Source organism: Virgibacillus halodenitrificans JCM 12304, assembly GCF_001310895.1.
In the GTDB taxonomy this organism is placed as follows: Bacteria; Bacillota; Bacilli; order Bacillales; family Amphibacillaceae; genus Virgibacillus_Q; species Virgibacillus_Q halodenitrificans.
Genome location: NZ_BAZS01000010.1, coordinates 48,892 through 69,362 on the forward strand (window position 1 = coordinate 48,892; position 20,471 = coordinate 69,362).

Annotated in this window: 25 protein-coding genes and 1 pseudogene; 14 read left to right on the forward strand and 12 right to left on the reverse strand. The window is 34.5% G+C overall.

What is annotated here, in order from left to right:
* Positions 1-745: 745 nt before the first annotated feature.
* The gene (locus JCM12304_RS07465) at positions 746-1,102 is read right to left on the reverse strand and encodes a hypothetical protein (RefSeq protein WP_060679459.1); all 357 of its coding nucleotides are present in this window, start codon (positions 1,100-1,102) and stop codon (positions 746-748) included.
* A gap of 87 nt (positions 1,103-1,189) precedes the next feature.
* Here JCM12304_RS07465 and rpsI point away from each other — a divergent pair.
* From rpsI to JCM12304_RS07475, 3 genes and pseudogenes are all read left to right on the forward strand, one after another.
* Positions 1,190-1,258: pseudogene (rpsI, locus tag JCM12304_RS19340) on the forward strand (30S ribosomal protein S9); the annotation flags it as partial.
* Positions 1,259-1,536: 278 nt separating this feature from the next.
* The gene (locus JCM12304_RS07470) at positions 1,537-2,463 is read left to right on the forward strand and encodes a serine/threonine protein kinase (protein ID WP_060679461.1); all 927 of its coding nucleotides are present in this window, start codon (positions 1,537-1,539) and stop codon (positions 2,461-2,463) included.
* A gap of 2 nt (positions 2,464-2,465) precedes the next feature.
* A complete protein-coding gene (locus JCM12304_RS07475; protein WP_060679464.1) occupies positions 2,466-3,674 on the forward strand; it encodes a hypothetical protein in 1,209 nt (402 codons plus the stop codon).
* Here the strand turns inward: JCM12304_RS07475 and JCM12304_RS07480 are convergent.
* Entirely contained in the window at positions 3,660-4,364 is a 705-nt protein-coding gene (locus JCM12304_RS07480) for a hypothetical protein (protein WP_060679466.1), read from the reverse strand. The genes JCM12304_RS07475 and JCM12304_RS07480 overlap by 15 nt on opposite strands.
* A gap of 267 nt (positions 4,365-4,631) precedes the next feature.
* On the opposite strand from JCM12304_RS07480, the gene JCM12304_RS07485 reads away from it, so the two are divergent.
* Both JCM12304_RS07485 and JCM12304_RS07490 read left to right on the forward strand, forming a co-directional pair.
* Complete coding sequence (locus JCM12304_RS07485; RefSeq protein ID WP_060679468.1) at positions 4,632-6,146, forward strand: AAA family ATPase; 1,515 nt, start codon at positions 4,632-4,634, stop codon at positions 6,144-6,146.
* Entirely contained in the window at positions 6,146-7,336 is a 1,191-nt protein-coding gene (locus JCM12304_RS07490; RefSeq protein WP_256200794.1) for a 5-methylcytosine restriction system specificity protein McrC, read from the forward strand. The genes JCM12304_RS07485 and JCM12304_RS07490 overlap by 1 nt, the downstream gene beginning before the upstream one ends.
* Here the strand turns inward: JCM12304_RS07490 and JCM12304_RS19345 are convergent.
* From JCM12304_RS19345 to JCM12304_RS07525, 7 genes are all read right to left on the reverse strand, one after another.
* On the reverse strand, positions 7,328-8,047 hold the full coding sequence (locus JCM12304_RS19345) for a DNA-methyltransferase (RefSeq protein WP_157360441.1): 720 nt from the start codon (positions 8,045-8,047) through the stop codon (positions 7,328-7,330). The genes JCM12304_RS07490 and JCM12304_RS19345 overlap by 9 nt on opposite strands.
* A gap of 475 nt (positions 8,048-8,522) precedes the next feature.
* Positions 8,523-8,711, reverse strand: a complete 189-nt coding sequence (locus JCM12304_RS07505) for a hypothetical protein (protein WP_060679476.1) — start codon at positions 8,709-8,711, stop codon at positions 8,523-8,525.
* Positions 8,712-9,828: 1,117 nt separating this feature from the next.
* Entirely contained in the window at positions 9,829-10,296 is a 468-nt protein-coding gene (locus JCM12304_RS20010; protein WP_256200786.1) for an HNH endonuclease, read from the reverse strand.
* 94 nt (positions 10,297-10,390) lie between these two features.
* The gene (locus JCM12304_RS20015; protein WP_256200787.1) at positions 10,391-10,807 is read right to left on the reverse strand and encodes a hypothetical protein; all 417 of its coding nucleotides are present in this window, start codon (positions 10,805-10,807) and stop codon (positions 10,391-10,393) included.
* Positions 10,808-10,859: 52 nt separating this feature from the next.
* Complete coding sequence (locus JCM12304_RS07515; RefSeq protein WP_060679478.1) at positions 10,860-12,068, reverse strand: DNA cytosine methyltransferase; 1,209 nt, start codon at positions 12,066-12,068, stop codon at positions 10,860-10,862.
* On the reverse strand, positions 12,068-13,144 hold the full coding sequence (locus JCM12304_RS07520) for a DNA cytosine methyltransferase (protein ID WP_060679480.1): 1,077 nt from the start codon (positions 13,142-13,144) through the stop codon (positions 12,068-12,070). The genes JCM12304_RS07515 and JCM12304_RS07520 overlap by 1 nt, the downstream gene beginning before the upstream one ends.
* A 47-nt stretch (positions 13,145-13,191) precedes the next feature.
* Positions 13,192-13,419 carry a single-stranded DNA-binding protein gene (locus JCM12304_RS07525; protein WP_060679482.1) on the reverse strand — a complete coding sequence of 76 codons (228 nt, stop codon included), beginning with the start codon at positions 13,417-13,419 and terminating at the stop codon, positions 13,192-13,194.
* Between the two features lie 271 nt (positions 13,420-13,690).
* Here JCM12304_RS07525 and JCM12304_RS07530 point away from each other — a divergent pair, with 271 nt between their 5' ends.
* A complete protein-coding gene (locus tag JCM12304_RS07530) occupies positions 13,691-14,101 on the forward strand; it encodes a very short patch repair endonuclease (protein ID WP_060679484.1) in 411 nt (136 codons plus the stop codon).
* 191 nt (positions 14,102-14,292) lie between these two features.
* Here the strand turns inward: JCM12304_RS07530 and JCM12304_RS19550 are convergent, their stop codons facing one another.
* Positions 14,293-14,481: a hypothetical protein gene (locus JCM12304_RS19550; protein ID WP_060679486.1), complete on the reverse strand. Its 189-nt coding sequence runs from the start codon at positions 14,479-14,481 to the stop codon at positions 14,293-14,295.
* A 258-nt stretch (positions 14,482-14,739) separates the two neighbouring features.
* Between JCM12304_RS19550 and JCM12304_RS07540 the strand changes: the two genes are divergently transcribed.
* The 8 genes from JCM12304_RS07540 (at position 14,740) to JCM12304_RS07575 (ending at position 18,801) form a co-directional block, all read left to right on the forward strand.
* A complete protein-coding gene (locus JCM12304_RS07540; RefSeq protein WP_060679488.1) occupies positions 14,740-14,982 on the forward strand; it encodes a helix-turn-helix domain-containing protein in 243 nt (80 codons plus the stop codon).
* A gap of 79 nt (positions 14,983-15,061) precedes the next feature.
* On the forward strand, positions 15,062-15,619 hold the full coding sequence (locus JCM12304_RS07545) for a sigma-70 family RNA polymerase sigma factor (RefSeq protein ID WP_060679490.1): 558 nt from the start codon (positions 15,062-15,064) through the stop codon (positions 15,617-15,619).
* A complete protein-coding gene (locus JCM12304_RS07550) occupies positions 15,616-15,837 on the forward strand; it encodes a hypothetical protein (RefSeq protein WP_060679492.1) in 222 nt (73 codons plus the stop codon). The genes JCM12304_RS07545 and JCM12304_RS07550 overlap by 4 nt, the downstream gene beginning before the upstream one ends.
* A 97-nt stretch (positions 15,838-15,934) precedes the next feature.
* Positions 15,935-16,123 carry a hypothetical protein gene (locus JCM12304_RS07555; RefSeq protein WP_060679494.1) on the forward strand — a complete coding sequence of 63 codons (189 nt, stop codon included), beginning with the start codon at positions 15,935-15,937 and terminating at the stop codon, positions 16,121-16,123.
* Positions 16,124-16,300: 177 nt separating this feature from the next.
* On the forward strand, positions 16,301-17,407 hold the full coding sequence (locus tag JCM12304_RS07560; protein ID WP_060679495.1) for a glycerol dehydrogenase: 1,107 nt from the start codon (positions 16,301-16,303) through the stop codon (positions 17,405-17,407).
* 193 nt (positions 17,408-17,600) lie between these two features.
* Positions 17,601-17,864, forward strand: a complete 264-nt coding sequence (locus tag JCM12304_RS07565) for a hypothetical protein (RefSeq protein WP_256200788.1) — start codon at positions 17,601-17,603, stop codon at positions 17,862-17,864.
* Positions 17,865-17,951: 87 nt separating this feature from the next.
* On the forward strand, positions 17,952-18,488 hold the full coding sequence (locus tag JCM12304_RS07570) for a DUF5412 family protein (protein WP_060679497.1): 537 nt from the start codon (positions 17,952-17,954) through the stop codon (positions 18,486-18,488).
* 73 nt (positions 18,489-18,561) lie between these two features.
* Entirely contained in the window at positions 18,562-18,801 is a 240-nt protein-coding gene (locus JCM12304_RS07575) for a hypothetical protein (protein ID WP_060679499.1), read from the forward strand.
* An 81-nt stretch (positions 18,802-18,882) separates the two neighbouring features.
* Here JCM12304_RS07575 and JCM12304_RS19350 read toward each other — a convergent pair whose 3' ends face one another.
* Together JCM12304_RS19350 and JCM12304_RS07580 are read right to left on the reverse strand one after the other, a co-directional pair.
* Entirely contained in the window at positions 18,883-19,077 is a 195-nt protein-coding gene (locus tag JCM12304_RS19350) for a hypothetical protein (protein WP_157360442.1), read from the reverse strand.
* Between the two features lie 145 nt (positions 19,078-19,222).
* Positions 19,223-20,392, reverse strand: coding sequence for an MFS transporter (locus JCM12304_RS07580; protein WP_256200789.1), 1,170 nt, complete (start codon positions 20,390-20,392; stop codon positions 19,223-19,225).
* Positions 20,393-20,471 lie beyond the last annotated feature (79 nt).

Sequence of the window (20,471 nt, forward strand, 5' to 3'; positions counted from 1 at the left end):
CTCACTGATATGTAGTGTGTAGTTTGATTATAACGTAAAGTGAAGGGATATTATAAATTAGATGTACCAAAGCATTCTAAATTACATATTTAGGAAAGTTCTTGCAAGAGATACAAGATGTTTTTAGAACAACAGTGTACGAGACATTCTTTTGGTTTTATTCTTTTAAGTATTCTAATTAGGGAATAGGAATCTTCATCATTAAACAGGTAGTTTTTACATTGTTATAATCCTGTCTCACCGTTTGGGCAACTTTCCATGATAGTTTTTTAATGAGCGCCTCATGCCGTTTTTAAAGATGATCTTTGAATTTGTGTTCTAAGTATTTGTAAAAGTTTAGTCGAACTATTGATGAGTTGAACGATGGACGGGGAAAATTTAAAAAAAGGGCTTTATTCGCTTTTCAATTAAACTGGCAAAGAATTTTCTTAATCTAGTTCAAAAAAATAGGACTTGAGTAGCTAATCTGACTACAACCCTCTGTATTTTGGAACGCATCAAGTGATATAAGGAAATTTAAAAACAATTCTATTATAGATAGAATTGACTAACCTGACAGCGGAAAGTCATGTTATAGAGGTGGTTGGAGTTCAAATCTATGTATACTCAAGCCAAATAACAATTCTTTAACGCTTAGTGATTTAAAAACTTACTTATGTGGCCTTTTCTAAATACCTTTTTAGATAGTAGGTATGGAGAATTTTGTTCCAGAAAATAGTATCTAATTCAAATACAAACTGTAAGATTACAATCTTTCTGCCTTTATAATAGGTTCTTCAATAACAAGCTGATAGCATTGTTCTAGTAGTTCATATTCACTTTGGGTTATTAAATGAGAGTGGGCAATTTTATTTCTAATGGGAATTAATTGGTTAAGCATTTTTAATTGTGCTGCATTAATATGTGGCAGAACGTTTGGATATTTTCCAAAGAAGGCGATAAGTTCATGGTAATAAGAAGTTTGTTCATCTCGCTTTTCATATAGTATTGACACCCATTGGTGCCCAAATTTTTTCAGCATATTTGCTTTTATAATTAAACGTAAATGGTTTTCGATCTCATACAGCATTGAATAAGCTTCTTTCATAAGAAGTGTGTTCATTCACGGAGACTCCTTTCGAGGTTTAGTTATTGTTAATTTCGACAAAAGTAGATAAATACCTTTTAAAAATATAAGATGATTGCATTTCGTATGAAAGAACGTTAGCAATACGGTCTTAAAGGCGCACGTCGTGCACCTCAGTTCTCAAAACGTTAATATATCTACGTTTCAAGGCTTTTTTCACTTATGAGAAAAGGGTTTTTTTATACCTGAAAAGTGCTTTTGATCACATTAGGTCCACGAAAATTTTATTGACCACAAGTGACCATATTTCATTTAAAATAATTCTAATTTTTGGTATAATATTCCTAAGCATTATTGTAAAATTAGTAAAAATAAGATATATGTTGTGTGATGAAATTACTAAGTAAGTGGTCATTCAATAGTTCTATTAGAGGATGTTCCTAAAAAATATAAGCATATGGGGGAAATTCATGAGAGCACCTGAATTAACGAAAGATGACGTTTATACACTATTAGGCATTAACAAAGATGTGGTTACAGAGTTGGAGTATAAAGACCGAGGTGGACAGAAGACAGTCTTCACCTGCAAAATAAACGGAGTAAAATTTGCTCTAAAGTTCTGCGATGTAACTGACGCTGAATCAAAAGAAAATCAACGCGAACAACAAGAAAGTGAATCTGATCAGGCAGACAATGTAGCACTATCTAGAGCCAAAAGGGAAATTGACATTATGCATAGGGTGGATTCACCTACTTTGGTTAAACTAGGTCCTATTGGCCTGAATCTAGCAGATTTAGAAAATAAAAAAATACTTTATTTCTCAGAGGAATATATTGATGGGTCAGACTTGTATTATTTAATCTCACAAGGAGCAATAAGTTATTTACAAACTGTTGAATTAGCCATTGATATCACTACTGCAATTAAGCAACTATGGAATATAAAAATGGTACACAGAGATATAAAACCAAAAAACATAATGAGAAGAATAGATGGTAGCTATGTATTACTTGATACAGGAATTGCTTTTGATATACACGGAGAAACATTAACAGCTGCTTTCCATTTAGTTGGCTCTCAGATATATATGTCTCCCGAACAACTTAGTGGTTACAGAAGAGAACTTGATTTTAGGTCGGATTTATTTTTACTTGGAATAGTATTGTATGAAGTATCTACTGGACAACACCCTTTTTTTCAAAGTGGATTAAATACATACCAAATTTTTGCAAATATCACAACAAATAATTTAGTTCCACCATCGAAGTTAGTTAGTGATTTTCCGAAGAAGCTTGAAAGAATTATTACAAGACTATTAGCAAAAGAACCTCACTTAAGATATAAGACCTGTGACCAACTATTAAAGCAGCTATATAGTCAAAGGGAGGAACTATAATAATGAAATTGTATGCACAACAAGGATATGGCAAGGGAGATAAAATCCATACTGGTTTTGACCGAGAGTTTCTAGATGGTGTATTGCTTTCACCAAGAGATGAAAAACCTGCAAAAATGAGAAGTTTTATTAAGGAGATTCAGACAGAATATCCTAATGCTGAATTACTCTTTGATCCTCAATTTTACTATTCATTGTATATTGATGGGACGAGTAAAAACCTTAACAATTGTAGCTACTATCCCGGTAATATAAAGTTATCTTCTTTACGCTCCTTCCGAAAGTTGCATGATTTTGTTTTTCAGAGTTTAGAGTATCAACAGAAATTAGGGTTGGGTACATTAGTTTCACCAAATATATTAGTCCCAAATTTTAGTGACAGACAGGCGCAAATCGCTTTAAGCTTAGCTGAGGAATCGGCAATAATTGCTGAAGATAAAGGGAAAGCTCTATATGTTTCGCTTGTTTTTAGTGAAAGTGCTTTAAATGAAACACGTAATGTAAATGATTTTTTAAATGAGTTATCAACTTTAGATGTAACAGGATACTATATCACTATTGATCGTAAATCATCTGACTACAATCAGGATTTTGAGTCAGAGACTACTCTAGTGAACTTATTAACATTTATTTATTCTTTATCTGAAATAAATGAATACAAAGTGATAATGGGGTATTCAGATATTATTGGATTATTATATGTAGCCGTCGGAGCTTCTGGGTTTGGCACTGGTTGGTTTAATAGCTCAAGAAAGTTTACTGTACAGCAAAGGGTCCTGCCTAGTAGAGGAGGAAGACTTCCAAGGGAAAGATATACATCAATACCATTATTAAACACAGTATTAGCATCTGAGTTAGATTCTATTCAAACCCAGTTCAAAAGGAAGGGACTCAACTTCGATGACATCTTAAGTAATTCTGGTTATGAGCACATTATTAAAGCTGGTTCAAGTCCATCAGATACCTGGTCCCGTGGTATTAGCCATTTACAACATTGGTCTTCATTAAAAATTGCCAGCGAGGCTATATTTAGTAATCCTGATGACATATCTGATCGTTTAGATGATTTAGAAAATCATTTAAACACAGCAATAGTAAAATACCAATTGCTTTCCAACTTACCGATTCAACTTGAAAAATCATCCCAAGGTAATCATTTGTTTACTTGGTCTAACTCTTTAAAAAGATTCCGAGACTTACACCATGTTTAAGTGTTTCTTCATTGCTTTCCCTACACCAACTAAGTAGAATGCTTTTCTCCTTGGTTGGTTTTTGTTTGCTTTTACATAGACAATCTTTTTACCTTTATTATCTAAACCTATAAGACCTACACCATTCTCTGTAAAAAGCTCACTATTTTTTAATGCTGGTTTAATATACTTCTCTGGCATAATCACCCATGAATAATGACTAAAACCAAAATATTGTGTGGCCTGGTAAAATGCTCTTCTCCAGTTATGAAGTTTAGCTTCATATGCATTAAATTCAACATTGGGTAGTATAAAAGTATTGCAAAGAGTATACGTATTATTATCTTTTGTATCGATAATATTTGCTTTCTTTAAGGTATTAATAGCTCTTTTAATAGTTGTTTCGGTCAAAGCAAGTTTTTCTACAATATACCTTAATGATCGTGGTGCTTTATAATGGAGTAAGGAGATAATTTGGGCATTTGTTAACTTAGATAAAAGTTCTGCCTGTTCAATATTAATATTATATTCTCCAATAATTTTAGCAGACACCAAATCTGCTCTACCTTGCCAACAATCTACCTCACGTAACACAATTTCTTCCTTAAAAGAGTGAACCAAATAATTTTCATAATATGATACTAGACTATCTTCAATGGTAGTTAGGGTTTCTAGGTTCTTTTCATAATTAGTAACTTCCTTGTGTATCATAAATAACCCTCCTAGTTTCTCATTTTATCACAAAATAGGTACTTATATTCCACTTGCTTTATTTTGACCGTAGAATTTATTTCTTTTATTTATATCTATTTGGTAAAATGATTAATATGGAGATATTTCCAACTCGTTTTTTTCAATAGTAAAAAGGGTCTTTCCAATAAGAAGAAATTATTTTCCTCTAGCAAAGAAAAAGAAAATAATATTCTTTGATTTTGGTTATTAGTGTGAAGACTACTTAGATCATCTGGAGGATAAATAATGCCCTATATCAGTAAAGAAACGCTCACTAATTCTTTGATGCAATTAAAAGGAACAGCACATCATTTTATGAAAATTTGGTTTGTACTAAAGAGAATGGGATTAAAAAAAGGAGTCACAGTTGAAGTAGACACGAGTAATTCAACTGATGTACTAAAACGTTTGTATTCCTATGGTGAAAAATCTGGAGAATTTTTTGTTCCATTTGCCCATACTACGCGCTTTATGACAATGAAGCATGATGCAGCAAGGTCTATTATACAAACTACATTAAACAGATGGGCAACAAGCGGTTCTGTTGTAGATTGTAACCCAAATGGTTATTTGGATTTTTCTCTCTCCGAATCAGGTAAGGTATTGGTAAGTCAAGGGAGATTGTATCCCATGGGGTTAGGGAATGGGTTAGATGGTTTTGCTCTTAAGGAAGACACTAGAGTCGTTATTCCTGATCTATCCTTTGCAGTGTGGCTCTTTATAAGGGAAAACATTGCTGAAGAAAATCCCAAAACTGATTTACTTGATAGAATGACTCAATTTTTAAATCTGGAACGGTCAGAATATGAATTGGTTTTTATTAAAGATAATTTAGATGTTAAATTGCAAAATGACGCATTATCTGAAGCGGATATTTTTGATGTTTGTCGGGAGATAATTGAAAGTAAGAATATTCCAGTAAAAGAGATAAGAGAAGATGAAAAACAATACGATAGGAGAATTAAGAATATGATTACTATCAAGGATGAACCATCTTGGCTTCAAGTAGATCCAAGTGAGCAATTACAAGAATTAATTTCATCAGGTGAAAAGGCAATTTTAATCTATGGTCCACCTAGAACAGGAAAAACTAGAATAATTGATAATATCTTCCCCAAGGATTCTGAAGATCGTGTTACTATTCAAATACATGAAGGATGGTCTTATGAAAATTTAATTATCGGCTTACAACCATTACCTAATTCGGAAGAATTCGATTGGAAATTGGGACCTCTAGGTGAGGCAATAAGGGATCAAAAAAAGTGTATTGTACTTGAGGAAATCAATAGAACTAGAATAAGTCAGGCGCTTGGGGAGGTTTTCTCATTAATTGAAGCATCATATCGTGGAGAAGAAAATGGAATTAAATTACCAAATGGGAAAAAAATTTGGATAAATAAGGATGTTCAATTCATTTTCACAATGAATACCATAGATGAGAGTACCGAGGATATAGATGATGCGTTATTGGGAAGAATAGCTTCTGTTGAATTTCCTCCTAGAGTTGAGGATCTTACAGAATTATTGTCTAGTAAGCAAATAGATGAAGAAATGTCATTAAAAATAAAAGACATTTACAATACAATTCTTACCCAGTATCCGCTAGGTCATGGATACTTTGCAGGAATTACTAAAGAAACTAATTTTATATCTTATTACGTTTCTCGTATTCGTCCTACTTTACTAAATCATTTCCAATCTGCAAGAAAAGATATAGTCGATCAGATTGATAATGCTGTAGATGGAGTGTTTATAAATTGATGAATTGGGATGTTATTGAAGCAGGAGTTACATATCTTGAGGGTTTTTCTAGCGAATGTCTACCTAATGATATCCCTTCACAGATAAAGATACTTAAAAAGAAAAATACTTATGGCTTTGAAATTGGAAATGTTGTTGGTTTAGTTCCATTAGTGAACGGTGATTATCTTCGTATCCTTCCTAAATATAGTGGGATAAATATTGTTGAAATGATGATGTATGTTCAGAGCAATGAAAACAAATTAACTAATAATGAATTAGGAAAACAATATGATATCGGTGATACAGTATCAAGAATCGAAGTGTTTATAGGTGCCTTTATAAAGAGTTTAAAAATAATTGAAGAGAGAAGCCTTAAATTTGAAAGACAACGGACAAAGAAATCATTAAACCACGTAAAAGGTTCTGTAAATTGGGGAAAAACGAAATTAAATATGAAGAAACGCATTGGTAATTCAATTGAGTCTAACGTATATACACCTACCTTTGACATTCCTGAAAACCTTCTTTTAGGAGCAGCTGCAAAAAAATCCATTTATTATGTGGAGGAATATTCTGACGATTGGCATTTGCTTTATAGATGGTCGAATAGATTTAAGAGTATTTCAGCTGAAAGTTTATATAAAGTTATTGATAAAAAACTTCTGCAAAACAGACTTAGTGGAGCAAGGGCATATTATCAAGATGCTATAGTTTCTGCTAAGTTGATTTTGGGGTATTACGGAATGGGTAGCGGTGATACCATTGAAGGGGAGGCTTTGTTGGTAAATACTCCTGATCTTTACGAGCATTATGTAAGGGTAGGTTGTGAAAGAATTTTAAAGAGAAGGGGGTTATTTGTCACAAAGGGTTTTACCCTAAAGGAGTTTTTATTTATTGATGGGTTCTATGAATTAATTCCAGATATCGTTGTTTGGAAAGGTAATTCAATAGTGCTTGTTTGTGATGTGAAATACAAAGAGACAGATTCAAAAGATTATTATCAGCTGTATACTTATATAAAAAAAGTAGGGGGAAAATCGGGTGTGGTTTTTTCCCCATGTAAAAATTCAGAAACAGAACCGGCAATTTCGTCAAGGAAGACATTTGATGGTATTTTAATATATGATTTATTAATACCAAATTACAGTTCAACGGACTTAGAAAGGGCAGTAGAACTGTTAATTGATAAAAAGATTATCTCATATTGAATTGCTCTCCTCTATTTTTCCTTCTAAGCGATTTCGAGCAATATCAATATATTCTTGTGAAATATCGAATCCAATGTATTTACGATTTAGCAATAAAGCAGCTTGAGCTGCAGTTCCAGAGCCAATAAAAGGATCCAAAATTACGTCCCCTTCCTTAGTTGTGAGAGCTATACAACGACTTGGTAGTTCAATTGGAAATTGAGCTCCATGCCCGTCTCTACCTGAAGAAGTAGGTAAATACCAAAAATCAGATAGTTTATCAGGTTCAAGCGGTTGTTTTCCACCTAGTTTAGGATCGAGAAGACGAAACTGTTCCTTATCAAAAAAGGGAGCACGAGTTTTCGTTAAATGGATAATATATTCAATATTCCTGCTAACACGTGATTTTTGAGGTTCGGGTAAGGATGCACTTTTGCACCAAGAAATAGTGCTTTTTATATAATACCCCATACGTGAGGCTCTCTCAGCAATGCGTTGGGGTATAAGGCACTGTTCTCCGTCCTTTAAATAGGAATGTCCTGCGGAATACCTCTTAAATGTATGCTCGGACCACTTTCTCTTATCAAGTCCTTGCATAGCACGTAATGCTTCTGCTGCATTACCCCTAATTTGAGTTCTTGTATTATAGGTGTCCATGATATTCCACCAAATAGAACCATCATCTGATAACTTGGAGTAGAGAATACTAAGTATTTCAACAGAATGGCGGATGAAGCCTCAGGAGTTTGCTCAAGACCAAAAGAACAAAATTCTCCGTCTGCCCATCTAATAGGAGTTGAATCTTCATAAATACGTGTTGCCCAATAAGGAGTGGATGTAACTACACATTGTACATGCCCTTCAGGAATTCTTTTAAGTAGTTCCTTTGAGTTTCCTTGATGAAGACCTTCAATAATACTTTCAGTAGAATCTTCCTTCGGTTCATTATGAGCATCTTCTTCTAGATAATCTAAAATTTTACTTCTTGGTACGAAAGTTTCTGCAAATGAATCCTGTTCAAGCAAGGTGATAACATCTTCAGAATTTAGAACTTTTTTAGACCCTACAACTTTTTTAATAAAGTGTAGGCTCATCCCTGTAACTAGAGCAACCTTTTCAATTCTATATTCAACATTTGATTTCCTTTTCGAATTAAAATTAGAAATAGGTGTAATTGGTTTTATATTATATTTTGTTTCATTAGAAATCATTTATTATCCTCCATTGAGTCATTTATGCGTTTTTTAACAACAGTACTAATAAAACTTTTCTCCGCTAACCATGAAAGTACTATAGAGCGAATAATCTCTGCATCAGTATCTCCGAATTCGCCTTTTAATTGAGATATTAATTCCCATTGACGTTCAGTAAATGAAACTTGAATTTTTCGTGCCATTAGATTCTCCTAAGATTCTTTTTAGATACATGATAGGGTAATTCCTACTATGTGTCAAGTTATAAATTAGGGTGATTTTTATAAACACTTCAAATCCAGTCCACATAAGATATTCTTTATTAATCCTAAAATGATGAAATATGTGATTAACATAATTAATAGAACAGTAAAAATGCCCCCCAATATAATTGAGTGGCATTTATTGACCACATTTTGACCACGTAACATATACTATTTTATACTAAAGCAGTGGGTTATATTAGCAAAATATATTCAATTAACATCTATCATGTTGGTTCAAATTGGTTCAAGTAATGTCATTTTCTATCCTTTTTCATACATTGTTATCCATATAACAATTTAAAACGTTGATATACGTTTCAAGACTCTCAACCATTTCTGGGGCTTTTTCATACATAAAAACACCTTTTGACCACCAAAAGTTGCTTATGTATAATTGGAGAATCAAGACCAGTTTGCTCTAATTAGCAAGTCAAAAGTGCGGATGGATGATTACTTTGCTTTCCCTAATATTTACCGGACTTTTTCAGAAGTGGATTGTCAAAAAACTTTTGAAACAACAGTTTTAAATAGAAAAACCAGTTACTGTTTGGGTTAAAGAGTCACTATTCAACAAACGCCAGGCGGAGGGCTTGTTCATCTTTTAGGCTTTCGAAGCAAATATGAAACAACCGTCGGTATTATAAAAGGAAGGAGGCTGGGACAAAAAACTTTTATACATTGAAAATCCGAACCGATTCATACTATTACTGAATCATGGCTCGGATTCCTTTTGTAAAAATTAGCGGAGGAAAAATACGCAGACTCCTCGGAAATGAAGTACATGTTTCCTTCGTGCGATGCTTAGCTGTCGCAACTTTCCTTACCCTGTGGGAGAATATGCCTAGATAAGACCCCACAGTACGTTAGGGTGGGAGGCTAAAGATGCGACGTCCTGCCGCGACGCCATTATGAACAACGTCCTGTTGGCCCAAGGCTTAGCAGCGCCCACGAAAAGCGTAGCCTTTTTCCGGAGAGGGCCTCCACAGTTTAGAATTTTCGTCTTTTAGATTAGTACTATTTAGTTATGACTCGTCTCTTTTTGTTTAAATGCAATTTACAATCTCCCTGAGGTTAAGAAGAGACCATATACATTTTCTCTATGATATTCTATACTCTCAAGAGAGGGCTTAAAAAAACTATCTTTAGGAATAAAAATTTGTTTGCCATTGTAGCCTTTAAGAAAATCACTTTCTATTTCTGAATGTACTTTAAGAGTATAATCTTCGTTTAAAGTAAAGAATCCTTTGTCAAAAGCCCAATGAATGTCCCTACTTAAAGCTAACCCATTATTAGGTAAGAAAAGTCCTCCGTGACTTTTAGGCTGAATATGTGCAGCTTCTAAATTCATGAACTTACCGTATTTGATCACATTCCGAGTTACAGCACATTTCTCATTATAAGCTACCATTATGAAATCTCTAAAACTAGTGGCTGTAAATAAATCAGCAACCTTTGTTTCCGAATTATCTATTTTAGATGTGACACTTTTATCTACCACTGGCTCTATTGTAGTACTATTCATAGGTATAAGCTTTTTATCGATTTCATCAAGGCTACCGTTATAAATAGCGTGATTACTTCTTACCTCGCTATTAGCAATGATTTTTTCACACTTTTTATAAAAAAAAAGAATCTGCCGTGGTCACTCTTTCTAAATAGTACACAGTTTGCTTTTCTTCTTGTTCTAAAATTTCTTGCTTCTTAACCACAATAATATCATCTGCTTCAAAAAGATATTGTTCCATCTCTAAAGCATTATTAGAATATATCCTATATTCATTCCTGGGCCTTTTAGAAGTACTACCATTATATTTATCATTGTGGTAAATATAATTACAATAAACCTTTTTAGGCGTTGGAAGATATAAAGGAATTATAGGTAGTAGAGAAGAATCGTTTTTCACATACCTGGACAATGGCGGGAAAAATGAAAGTACTTTTTCATCCTTAGATATATATATATATCTACCCCGGGATGGTTTATCACCAACCTTTGAAATACTTCCCAGTTCTTGATGTCCTAATTTTTTCAAGTAGTAAGTCATAAACAAAATCCCCCTAATAAAGTTTCGCTACTTTTCCATTTTATAACAAAACTTTAATTGCTGCAGCTAATTTTTCAGAGAATTTAGGAGGAACAGCATTACCTATCATTTTGTAATTATCTCCTGCGCTAGATATAAACTCATAGTCGTCATCAAATGTTTGCAATCTAGCTGCCTCGCGTACGGTAATACTACGAGCTTGAGTAGAGTCAGGATGAATATGTCTTAACCCATCTTTATAAAGATGGGCTGGAATGGTATTACTTGGTTTGTCCCATCTTAATACATGATATTTATGGACATTTGAAGTTCTATTTGTGAGTTCAGTATATAGCTGCTTTAGTGCCTCACTTGACACATATTTAAAATGACCATTTTCAATATCTTCAGCTAACATTTTAAAAATTTTAATATCTCGCTTACTATGAAACCTCGACAAATGATTTGGGATTTCATGATTTAAAGAATGGGAGCATTTCCTACCATTCATTTTTATTTCTTGCTCTAGAGGATAGAGTTTTGGTAAGTTTTCAATTGCATCTTGTACAGTTTTTACAGATTCCTTATACTTCGGTAAGTGCTCTGTATAGAAAGATTTCAGTATTCCCTGTACGTTAGGATACATATCTTTTCTCAATCCGATAATAATTACTCTTTTTCTTTTTTGTGGGACTCCGTATTCCGACATATCTACTTGCGCATACTGTTTTAAATCATCAACTATTTCATATCCAGATCTTTCTATATCTTTTTTTATGAGTTCTATAACTGGAATACCACCTGGTTTAGCACTCAACATACCTGGAACATTTTCAAATACAAACAATTTAGGCCTATATTTTCTTACTATCTCTAAATAACCTTCAAATAAATAATTTCTATAATCATTAAGCATTCCATCCTTATCCCTGATTCTCCCAGCAACTGAATATGCTTGACAGGGAGGACCACCAATAATTAAATCTAATGATCTACCTTCTAAAAATGCGTCTAATCCAAAATGTGATCCAAATTCCGGATCGTTAGACCAACCATTAAGTAATTCTTCAGTTCTTTGAATATCAAACCTTAACACTCTGTTTGCAGCATCATCAATATTCCATTTAGTAGCTAGCCGATGTACAAGATTTTTCACAGGTGATTTTTCCCATTCTACAGCAGCCAACATACTAAACTGTTGATTTTTTTCAAACCCTTCGGAAAGACCTCCACACCCTGCAAAAATATCTATAAAATTATATTTTCTCATCATAATTCTCCATCATTAATTATATACTTTTTTAGTTGTACTCCTAAGTGAAATCCAAGCAATGGAGGAACTGCATTTCCGACTTGCTTATATTGTTCTGTCTTATTACCATAAAACCTGAAATCATCTGGAAATGATTGTAGACGTGCATTTTCTCTTACTGTCGGCACTCTATGATACTTATAATGAAAATGATTTCTATGCCCTGTATCAATAGTTTTAGAAGGTTTTTTACTATGATAGCGAGTCCAAGCTTCATTAAACTTTCTACTTTCTCCAACACCAGGAGGCAAATCCTTGTAATTTCCTCCTTCAGGAACTTGTGAAATTACATTTATCACTTGAGAAGTATGATTGGTTCCAACATGATTAAATAATTGCTTAGCATTAGCTCTCATTTTCTTTTGGTACTTTGTACGTGGGGGATTTATGTACTCACTTACGTCTTTACCAAAGTCATCTTTAAAATCATGTAAATCTCCAATTGCATCTTCAGAGGTTACGTAATCCTCTGGTTTCTTTACTGGCTCAGGAAATACAAACTTCATTCCATCTTTTAAACCAACAAAGAATAACCTTTTGCGTATTTGTGGAATCCCATAGTCAGGTGCATATAAAATTTTATAACTTATTGTATATCCTAGATCTGAGAACTCTTTCAGAATAGATTCCTTAGCCTTCCCTTTATATAAAGTCCCTAACCCAGGTACATTTTCCAATACAAATGCTTTGGGTTGGAAAAAATCAACTGCTTTGACCATGGCCCCGAATAATGTATTTCGTTCATCTTTTTCATTTCGCTTACCCGTTAGCGAAAAACCTTGACATGGGGGGCCTCCAATAATTAGATCAACATTTTTATTGTCAATAAGGTGGGCCATTTCTAGAATAGTAGAGCCTTGGAACAAGTCTCCATTCATGGCAATTGCACCATCATGATTATCTCTGAAACTTTCTAATGCAGGGTCGTTGTTATCAATACCTAATAAGATATCATATCCGGCTTCCATAAAACCTCTGGACAACCCTCCACAACCACAAAACATATCTATAACTGTAGGTTTTCTTTTGTTCATATCTTCAACTCCATCTAACAATATCTCATAAGCAATCAACCTACATTTTATATTTTTATATACTGTTGTTGATTTGCACTGCTTTTTACTCCGATTGTTATTTCATCTTTTAACTTGCCGTGTTTCACCTCATGTAAAAAGAGGGATCCTAAAGATCGCCTATCCCCAATAGCTAAACGATTCCATTCATAGCCTTTAAATAAATCCTTAACCAAAAACTCTTCACCAGAACTTAGCTTATCCACCTCTTGAATGGCTAATCTTAAACACTCCATGTCATTATAAAACTCCTTTAAAATCACTAAAATTATAAGCTTATGTATATGTTTATAATAGAACAAATGTTTATATAAGTAAAGAATTTTAACCTCTTTTATTAATTAATAAATTTATTTGAAAACTAATGATTATTTCCTTATATCTAAACCCTATATTTCTAGCCTAATTTAAATTAACACTAAAAATTAAATATAAATTATTGATTTATAAAGGACTTAGCGGGTATACACTTATAAATATACTATTTTAATTAAAGGTAGTGTTTCAATGGCTGACAAAATATCTAAGCAAACACGGAGCAAGAACATGGCAGCAATTAAGTCAGTGTCCAAATTAGAAGATAAGGTCAGCAGTGAATTGTGGAAAAAAGGTATAAGATTTAGGAGAAATGATAAATCTCTTTATGGAAAGCCCGATATTTCAATAAAGAAATATCAGGTGGTTGTTTTTATTGACTCCTGTTTTTGGCATCAATGCCCAGTTCACGGCAGTATGCCAAAGACTAACGTGGAGTTTTGGAGAAACAAACTTAATAGAAATAAAGAAAGAGACGAAGAAGTTACTAACTACTATGTAAGCAATAATTGGAAAGTACTTAGAGTATGGGAACATGAACTTAAAGATAACTACTTATCTACAGTAAATAAAATTGCTGACTTCATTAATAAATCCAAATAATATAGTTTCTAATTTATGAATGGGGATTTATATCTCTTTCAACTGGAGAGAAAATACCATGCCAAGCTCTATTCCTATATTTTATTCCGGATAGAAGCCTAGATAGTACTTTTTATATGTATTGGATTTCAAAAAGAGGATGCAGATATTTTTAATTAAAAATGTTGAGAAGGATGAAATAGTTAAAAAAGTTAATTAAAATGTTGGGGAGAAGTTGTTCGCAGGTTCTCCTCCCTGATTACTTCCACTTCATTCGTTCTTTTTCCAAGTTGGTAGGTAAACGCACGAACAAATCCGGAATGTTTGCCAATTTCCACAGTATTCGTGTCAGTAATTATCTCATGATATTCAAACTTTTTTAAAACTCCTTTATGTAGCATTTATCGAAAAAACTTTTCTACTCTTCCTTTTCTGTATTTTATAATTTCAATTTATGTTATACAGGTATTGTTTTTCTCCCAATAAGTTTACGGTTAGTTTAATAGAGAAGTAGGCGATAGAGCAACTATTAGCAGAACATTCAGGGTTAGTTAATAAAATTAATAAAAATTTTAACCTAGTGCAACAAATAAGAACTATACTACGTGTACAACTATATGGTAACCAAGCATAATACTCTTGAGAAGAGGGGATTTAGCTTGGATAAAAATGATTTATTGTTGTGCTTAGGTGAACAACTAGTTACATATAGAAGAAAAACCATGCTTACCCAGGAAGAAGTCGCATGGCGAGCTGGTATAAGCGCGAGATACTTGTCTGATTTGGAAAGAGGCAATAGTGACCCTTCGTTTTCAACACTGCTTACATTATTGAATGTGTTGGAAGTCTCAGATGATGACTTCATTAAATTGCGGCAGTTATTTGACACCCCCTCTAGATAACACTTCAAAAAAGACCACCAGAGCAAGGTTCTCTTTGTATGTGCTAACCCTTCTTCATCACATATAAAGGAGCAATTCAATGACAAAATTTTTTACCTTTGAAGAAATCTACGAACAGAACAAGCAACGTATTCATTATCAGATCCACCGATTAAACATTCACGACCCTCACGAAGAATATTTTCAGAAAGGTCTGTGCGCCATGTGGAGGGCGTATGAATCATATGAACCTGACAAAGGTGTGATGTCTACCTACTTTAATTACACCATCCGCCAAAACCTTCTAGACCAGCTACGAAAGGATAGCAAGGAACTAATCCACCAAAAATCCCTTCTGCAAAATTCCTATCATTTTCCACTCGAACAAACAGAAGACTCCTCACGCACTACAGAGATACTCAATCAACTAAAAAGCAGATTAACCGAAAATCAATGGATATGGCTGTCCAATTCTATATTAGATGAAATGTCATTGAAAGAGATTGCCGAAGAGAATGGTACTACGATCGAGGCAGTGAAAAGCTGGGCGAGACAAGCAAGAAAAAAGCTGCGTACAGAAGAAGTTGGGCAATTTCTAAAAGAGAATTTCTCTGGTGAATTTCTCCTCAATTGTGAAAAGAGGGAGAGATTAATATGAAGAAGGAAAAAGAAATAAAAGTTCAATTGGTCTCTGTATGCCAATGTACTTGTGGCTCTCGATTAGGGCTATATGATGATCCAATACCAGACTGGTTTATCGAACTAAAACAGCAAGAGAAAAAAGAAAGGGAAAAACAGCGGCTTAATAGGAGTACGCCTGTAGATCCGTTCGTTGAAGCGAAAGAACTAGAGAAGTTGCTGCGAAAATACCATTAAGTTTTAATAATTAACTATTTAAAACAAGTTTAATAATAAGTTACACTAAATATAGAATATAAATAAGAGAAGTTTAGCCTGGGGGAAGGAAGAGTATATGGAGGAAATAGCGACATGGGTAAACGTCATTGTAGTAATAAGTCTTATTTTATGTTTTTATTTTACACTTACATTTTTTGAAAATTTACCCAAAGGGGATGAACGTGTTAGTAAGCAATTAAAAGTAGCGGCGATGATCTGTTTTGGAATTGCTTTTCTGCTTCCACTCTTTTTCAGTTTGCTGTAGAGAACTAATTGTCCGTATTGAATGTCCAGCTTCGCAATAGCTATTTACTAGTTCATTATTTAATTAATCAAGGTGAAAATATGCATCTTTTATTGTGATGGATGTCTAAATAAATGCATATTCATATTACAGGTGGACAATATAATATGGAATCCAAGTAAAAGGAGACCATACATCATGAAAAAATCTGTAAAGTCCATTACATCACCAAAGCGATTTATCGTTGGTCAACATTTATTAGAAGACTTATCTACTTATACAAGTACATATGGTAACCATGCTTATGTTATTTGTGATGAGTTTATTTTAGATCGAGCGCAGAAAGAAGCTGGTAAATCATTTGATGAAGCGGGAAACCAAAGTGAATTTGTTAAATTTAATTATGAAAATACCCAAGAAGAGATTGATAAACATACGGAAGGCGCTAAGAAGGCAGGTGCCAATGTCATCGTTGGTATTGGCGGTGGGAAAACACTGGATACAGCCAAAGCAACTGCTTATTTTTCTAAGTTGCCTGTGGTAATTTTTCCAACCATTGCCTCCACAGATGCTCCTTGTACAGCTCTTTCCGTGATTTACAAAGGGGATGGATCATTTGATCGTTACTTATTCCTGCCATCCAATCCAGATGTAGTACTAGCAGATTCTGCTATTTTAGCAGCTGCACCAACCCGTTTTTTTGTAGCTGGAATCGGTGATGCCCTTGCTACTTATTTTGAAGCACGTGCATGCTATCGTAAAAATGGCGATAATCTTGTGAATTTGAAACCTTCCTTAGCAGGTATGGGGTTAGCTAACATGTGTTATGAAACCATATTGGAATATGGCCTTCAAGCAAAGCTCGCTGTCGATCATGGAATAACTACACCAGCGGTTGAAAATACAATTGAAGCTACTATTTACTTAAGCGGTGTGGGAGCGGAAGCTGGAGGATTAGCTGCTGCACATGCCATTCATAATGGTATGACAGCTGTTCCTTCTCTTCACCATGCCCAACATGGTGAAAAGGTAGTATTTGGTTTACTAACACAGCTCGTTTTAGAGAGTGCTCCACAAGAGGAAATAGAAGAGGTAATCTATTTTATTAAGGAAGTTGGTTTGCCTCTAACATTAAAAGATCTTGGTCTGGATGAATTTAGAGAAGAAGAATGGCGGAGTGTAGCAGAAGCTGCATGTGCGGAGGGAGATACAATGGGAAATATGCCACACCCAGTAACTCCTGATGATGTGTATCAGGCCATTATCGCAGCGAATGCGCTTGCTGAATATTATCATGATGAATAAGCAAAGTACTTGAATACTAACAAATACTATCACCTTACGTGTAACAAGCGTAAGGTGATTTTTAATGATTGAACAATTTAAAATGGAAATAGTAGGTAATGATCAGTTCTCAATAATATGTCGGTGTACTTACTAGAAAAGTGAGGGAAGCGGCATGAAGTAAGCAGACGTTATTCTACTTGTATTGTTGGTTTTGGCAGGCAGTGTATTTGGTTATGTACAGTATAAAAAGTCGACAGCTGAAAAGCATGTTTTAGAATATCTAAATAAGGAGAAAAACATCCCAGAAACGGATATTGTATACAGTGAACCCTTCATCGCCAATTTACCAGGTAATGAAAATTGGATGGTGTGCATTAAGTTGAAAGATGATGATAAAACCTACTACTATTATCATGATCAAAATCAGGTATTTCTGGAGTCCTATACAGAGGATGGAGTAGAGCATGTGCAATAGTATGATATTACTTATAGAAATAATCTACAGTGAAGTTGTCACATTTTCATTTGCAGACAATTACAATTACAAGAAAGGAGCCAGCCATTGAATAAGCATTACAATTTAGGATCCTTCTATTTGCTGCTTGCTTTAGCAGCATTGGCGGGATACGCTATTTATTCTAATATACACCACATGTGGTTAGTAGTACCGCCAAACTACATCCTGCTTCTCGGCAGTCTATCTATCTTAGTTTTAGCGATAAAAGGTTTAAAGTTTAAGGAAAGTAGATTAGCAAGGATACGAAGCTGGGTAACAGTTACTTTTTCTTCACTTTTATCAATAGCTCTATTATTCGCTGTGATTGTTACTTTTTTTGCCTCGACGATGGGGGCAAGTGTACATATAAAAACAGCCAGCTCGCCTGACAAGAGCTATACACTTGAGTTTTATCGATGGAATGCAGGTGCAGCAGGGTCACTCGGGATCAGAGGGGAAATAAACGGCGCCCTTTGGACGAAGAAGAGATTCTATTATCAAGTAAATAAAGAGGATGTAAATGTCACATGGGAAGATGAAAATACAGTTACCATCAACAATCATACATTGCAATTGGATGAGGGAGAGACATACGGTTATTAACAGATAATAAACTTCTAGTAATGATGCTTATTCATGTGCAATCTATTATAATAGATGAAAAGGAGGTGAAAAGATGGAGAACCAAATAATCACAATGCTTACAGACTTGGATAAGGAAATGAAAAGCATGCGTTCCGAGATGAACCAGGAAATAAGCGAAATGAATAAGCGATTTGATGCCATTGACGCTAAATTGGATAGTATTGTTGAGGGATTTGGGTTTACAACTACATCTAGTGACTTTGACTTTTTGCTAAGTAAAGTAAACGAACTGGAAATGGAAGTTTATAAATTAAAGAAAAAGAGCTTGTGATGTTCATTTGTCGGCTGGTATTCTGTGTAAACTAACAGAGCTTTAAGCAGTTCACAGTCTACGATTCCAGAGTAAATATTACTACTTACCATACGCCTTTCTCGCATAATAAAAGGTTATTATTGTCGTAGTAATTGCCAGCAGGAATACCAGCAAATATCCAACAAGACTAATTAATATACTATCTACAGGAGAACTGTAAAAGTAAATAGACCCAAGCAATCTGTGAAAGAAGCTAAAGCAGATGATAAAGTAAACTAGCTGTATTATCTTCATCTTAAGCACCTCCGGAAAGTATTCCACAGCTTATAAACAACCGCCCTACCCATAGCATCGTGTCAGGGCAAAGCGGTCACCTCAAGCTTATATTACCAGAAATGCATTTTCCTCGTGAGCTGTGTCAAGCATCTGCACAGTTACTTTAACTTTTAACTCTCAATTGTGTCTTAGAGCGCAACAGAAAGATTGTGCTAATAAATACAACAGTCAGAACACAGGCTGCCAATATGCCATATTGAAATCGAATTGCTGTGTTATTGGCCATTTTCCCCAGACCATCAAGAACAAGCGGGGATAAAAATTGTCCTAAAAAAGTAAAGCTGGAGGTCAATGCGACAGCCCGATCTCCTTGATGAAAAGAAACACTATCCAATGCTTTAAGTGTGATAATTGGAAATAGGGATCCCTGACCAAATCCAACCATACATACACTAAGCATCACTACCGGGACACTGTGTGTGAATGTTAATAGAAGAAAAGCAATTCCCATGCCGGATAACATGACGGGGATCACAAACCTTTTGAAGGTTAATTCAATCTGTACAAGTAATAAGCTAGTAATCATTCCACCCACCGTTGTGAAAGAAACAACAGTTCCGGCAAGTGTGGCACCACCGAGACTATTTTGCTCAAGGTAGAGTGCTATATTTGTTGCGATAGAATAATAGGCGATCATAATACCACCCATTGCAAGGGCATAGCCGTATGTAGCAAGTGGGATTTTCTCTTTTGGTGCATGTTGGAGAGGTTTTTGTACTTCTCCTTTTGGCAGGAAAAAGAAAATCATTACAAAAATGAACAATCCTAAGAAATATACATTGAATGGCACTCTCCATCCAAACGTTGCCAGCCATCCTGCTAATAGCATTGTAATAATACCACCGACATTACTAAAAGCGGAGTTGTAGCCCATCATTTTCGTTCGTTCGGAACCCTTGAAGTAGTCATTGATCAGTGACATGGATAATGGCATAACCAATCCGACCCCAGCTCCTAAAAATAAACGAAATGCCAGTAGCAACTCGATCGTTGACATGAGTTGTGCACCAACGCCTCCGATTAAATAGATTACTAGCCCAATCATAATAATCGTTCGTTTTGTTATCTTAGAGGTTAAGTAACTCGATAAAAAAGAAAAGGGAATAATCATAATAGAGGGTGCTGTTAAAATAAGTTTAATCATCGTTTCACTTGCGTCTGGAAATGCTTCAGCAATAAGACCAAGTGCTGGGGAAATAGCAGCTCCAGCCATCACCGTGGCCATGGAAATGGATATGATGGTTGGTTTAAGCATTTTATTAATGGTTCTCACTCCTTCTGTTTATAAACCCATTCGTTTTTACCGTTCAAAACGAAAGTGAATGTAAACAATACAACATACTATATATTAT

Coding starts and splice junctions, on each gene's coding strand:
- JCM12304_RS07465 (WP_060679459.1), bottom strand. CDS start 1,102: ATGAACACACTTCTTATGAAAGAAGCTTATTCAATGCTGTATGAGATC.
- JCM12304_RS07470 (WP_060679461.1), top strand. CDS start 1,537: ATGAGAGCACCTGAATTAACGAAAGATGACGTTTATACACTATTAGGC.
- JCM12304_RS07475 (WP_060679464.1), top strand. CDS start 2,466: ATGAAATTGTATGCACAACAAGGATATGGCAAGGGAGATAAAATCCAT.
- JCM12304_RS07480 (WP_060679466.1), bottom strand. CDS start 4,364: ATGATACACAAGGAAGTTACTAATTATGAAAAGAACCTAGAAACCCTA.
- JCM12304_RS07485 (WP_060679468.1), top strand. CDS start 4,632: ATGCCCTATATCAGTAAAGAAACGCTCACTAATTCTTTGATGCAATTA.
- JCM12304_RS07490 (WP_256200794.1), top strand. CDS start 6,146: ATGAATTGGGATGTTATTGAAGCAGGAGTTACATATCTTGAGGGTTTT.
- JCM12304_RS07505 (WP_060679476.1), bottom strand. CDS start 8,711: ATGGCACGAAAAATTCAAGTTTCATTTACTGAACGTCAATGGGAATTA.
- JCM12304_RS20010 (WP_256200786.1), bottom strand. CDS start 10,296: ATGAATAGTACTACAATAGAGCCAGTGGTAGATAAAAGTGTCACATCT.
- JCM12304_RS07515 (WP_060679478.1), bottom strand. CDS start 12,068: ATGAGAAAATATAATTTTATAGATATTTTTGCAGGGTGTGGAGGTCTT.
- JCM12304_RS07520 (WP_060679480.1), bottom strand. CDS start 13,144: ATGAACAAAAGAAAACCTACAGTTATAGATATGTTTTGTGGTTGTGGA.
- JCM12304_RS07525 (WP_060679482.1), bottom strand. CDS start 13,419: ATGGAGTGTTTAAGATTAGCCATTCAAGAGGTGGATAAGCTAAGTTCT.
- JCM12304_RS07530 (WP_060679484.1), top strand. CDS start 13,691: ATGGCTGACAAAATATCTAAGCAAACACGGAGCAAGAACATGGCAGCA.
- JCM12304_RS19550 (WP_060679486.1), bottom strand. CDS start 14,481: ATGCTACATAAAGGAGTTTTAAAAAAGTTTGAATATCATGAGATAATT.
- JCM12304_RS07545 (WP_060679490.1), top strand. CDS start 15,062: ATGACAAAATTTTTTACCTTTGAAGAAATCTACGAACAGAACAAGCAA.
- JCM12304_RS07550 (WP_060679492.1), top strand. CDS start 15,616: ATGAAGAAGGAAAAAGAAATAAAAGTTCAATTGGTCTCTGTATGCCAA.
- JCM12304_RS07555 (WP_060679494.1), top strand. CDS start 15,935: ATGGAGGAAATAGCGACATGGGTAAACGTCATTGTAGTAATAAGTCTT.
- JCM12304_RS07560 (WP_060679495.1), top strand. CDS start 16,301: ATGAAAAAATCTGTAAAGTCCATTACATCACCAAAGCGATTTATCGTT.
- JCM12304_RS07575 (WP_060679499.1), top strand. CDS start 18,562: ATGGAGAACCAAATAATCACAATGCTTACAGACTTGGATAAGGAAATG.
- JCM12304_RS19350 (WP_157360442.1), bottom strand. CDS start 19,077: ATGAAGATAATACAGCTAGTTTACTTTATCATCTGCTTTAGCTTCTTT.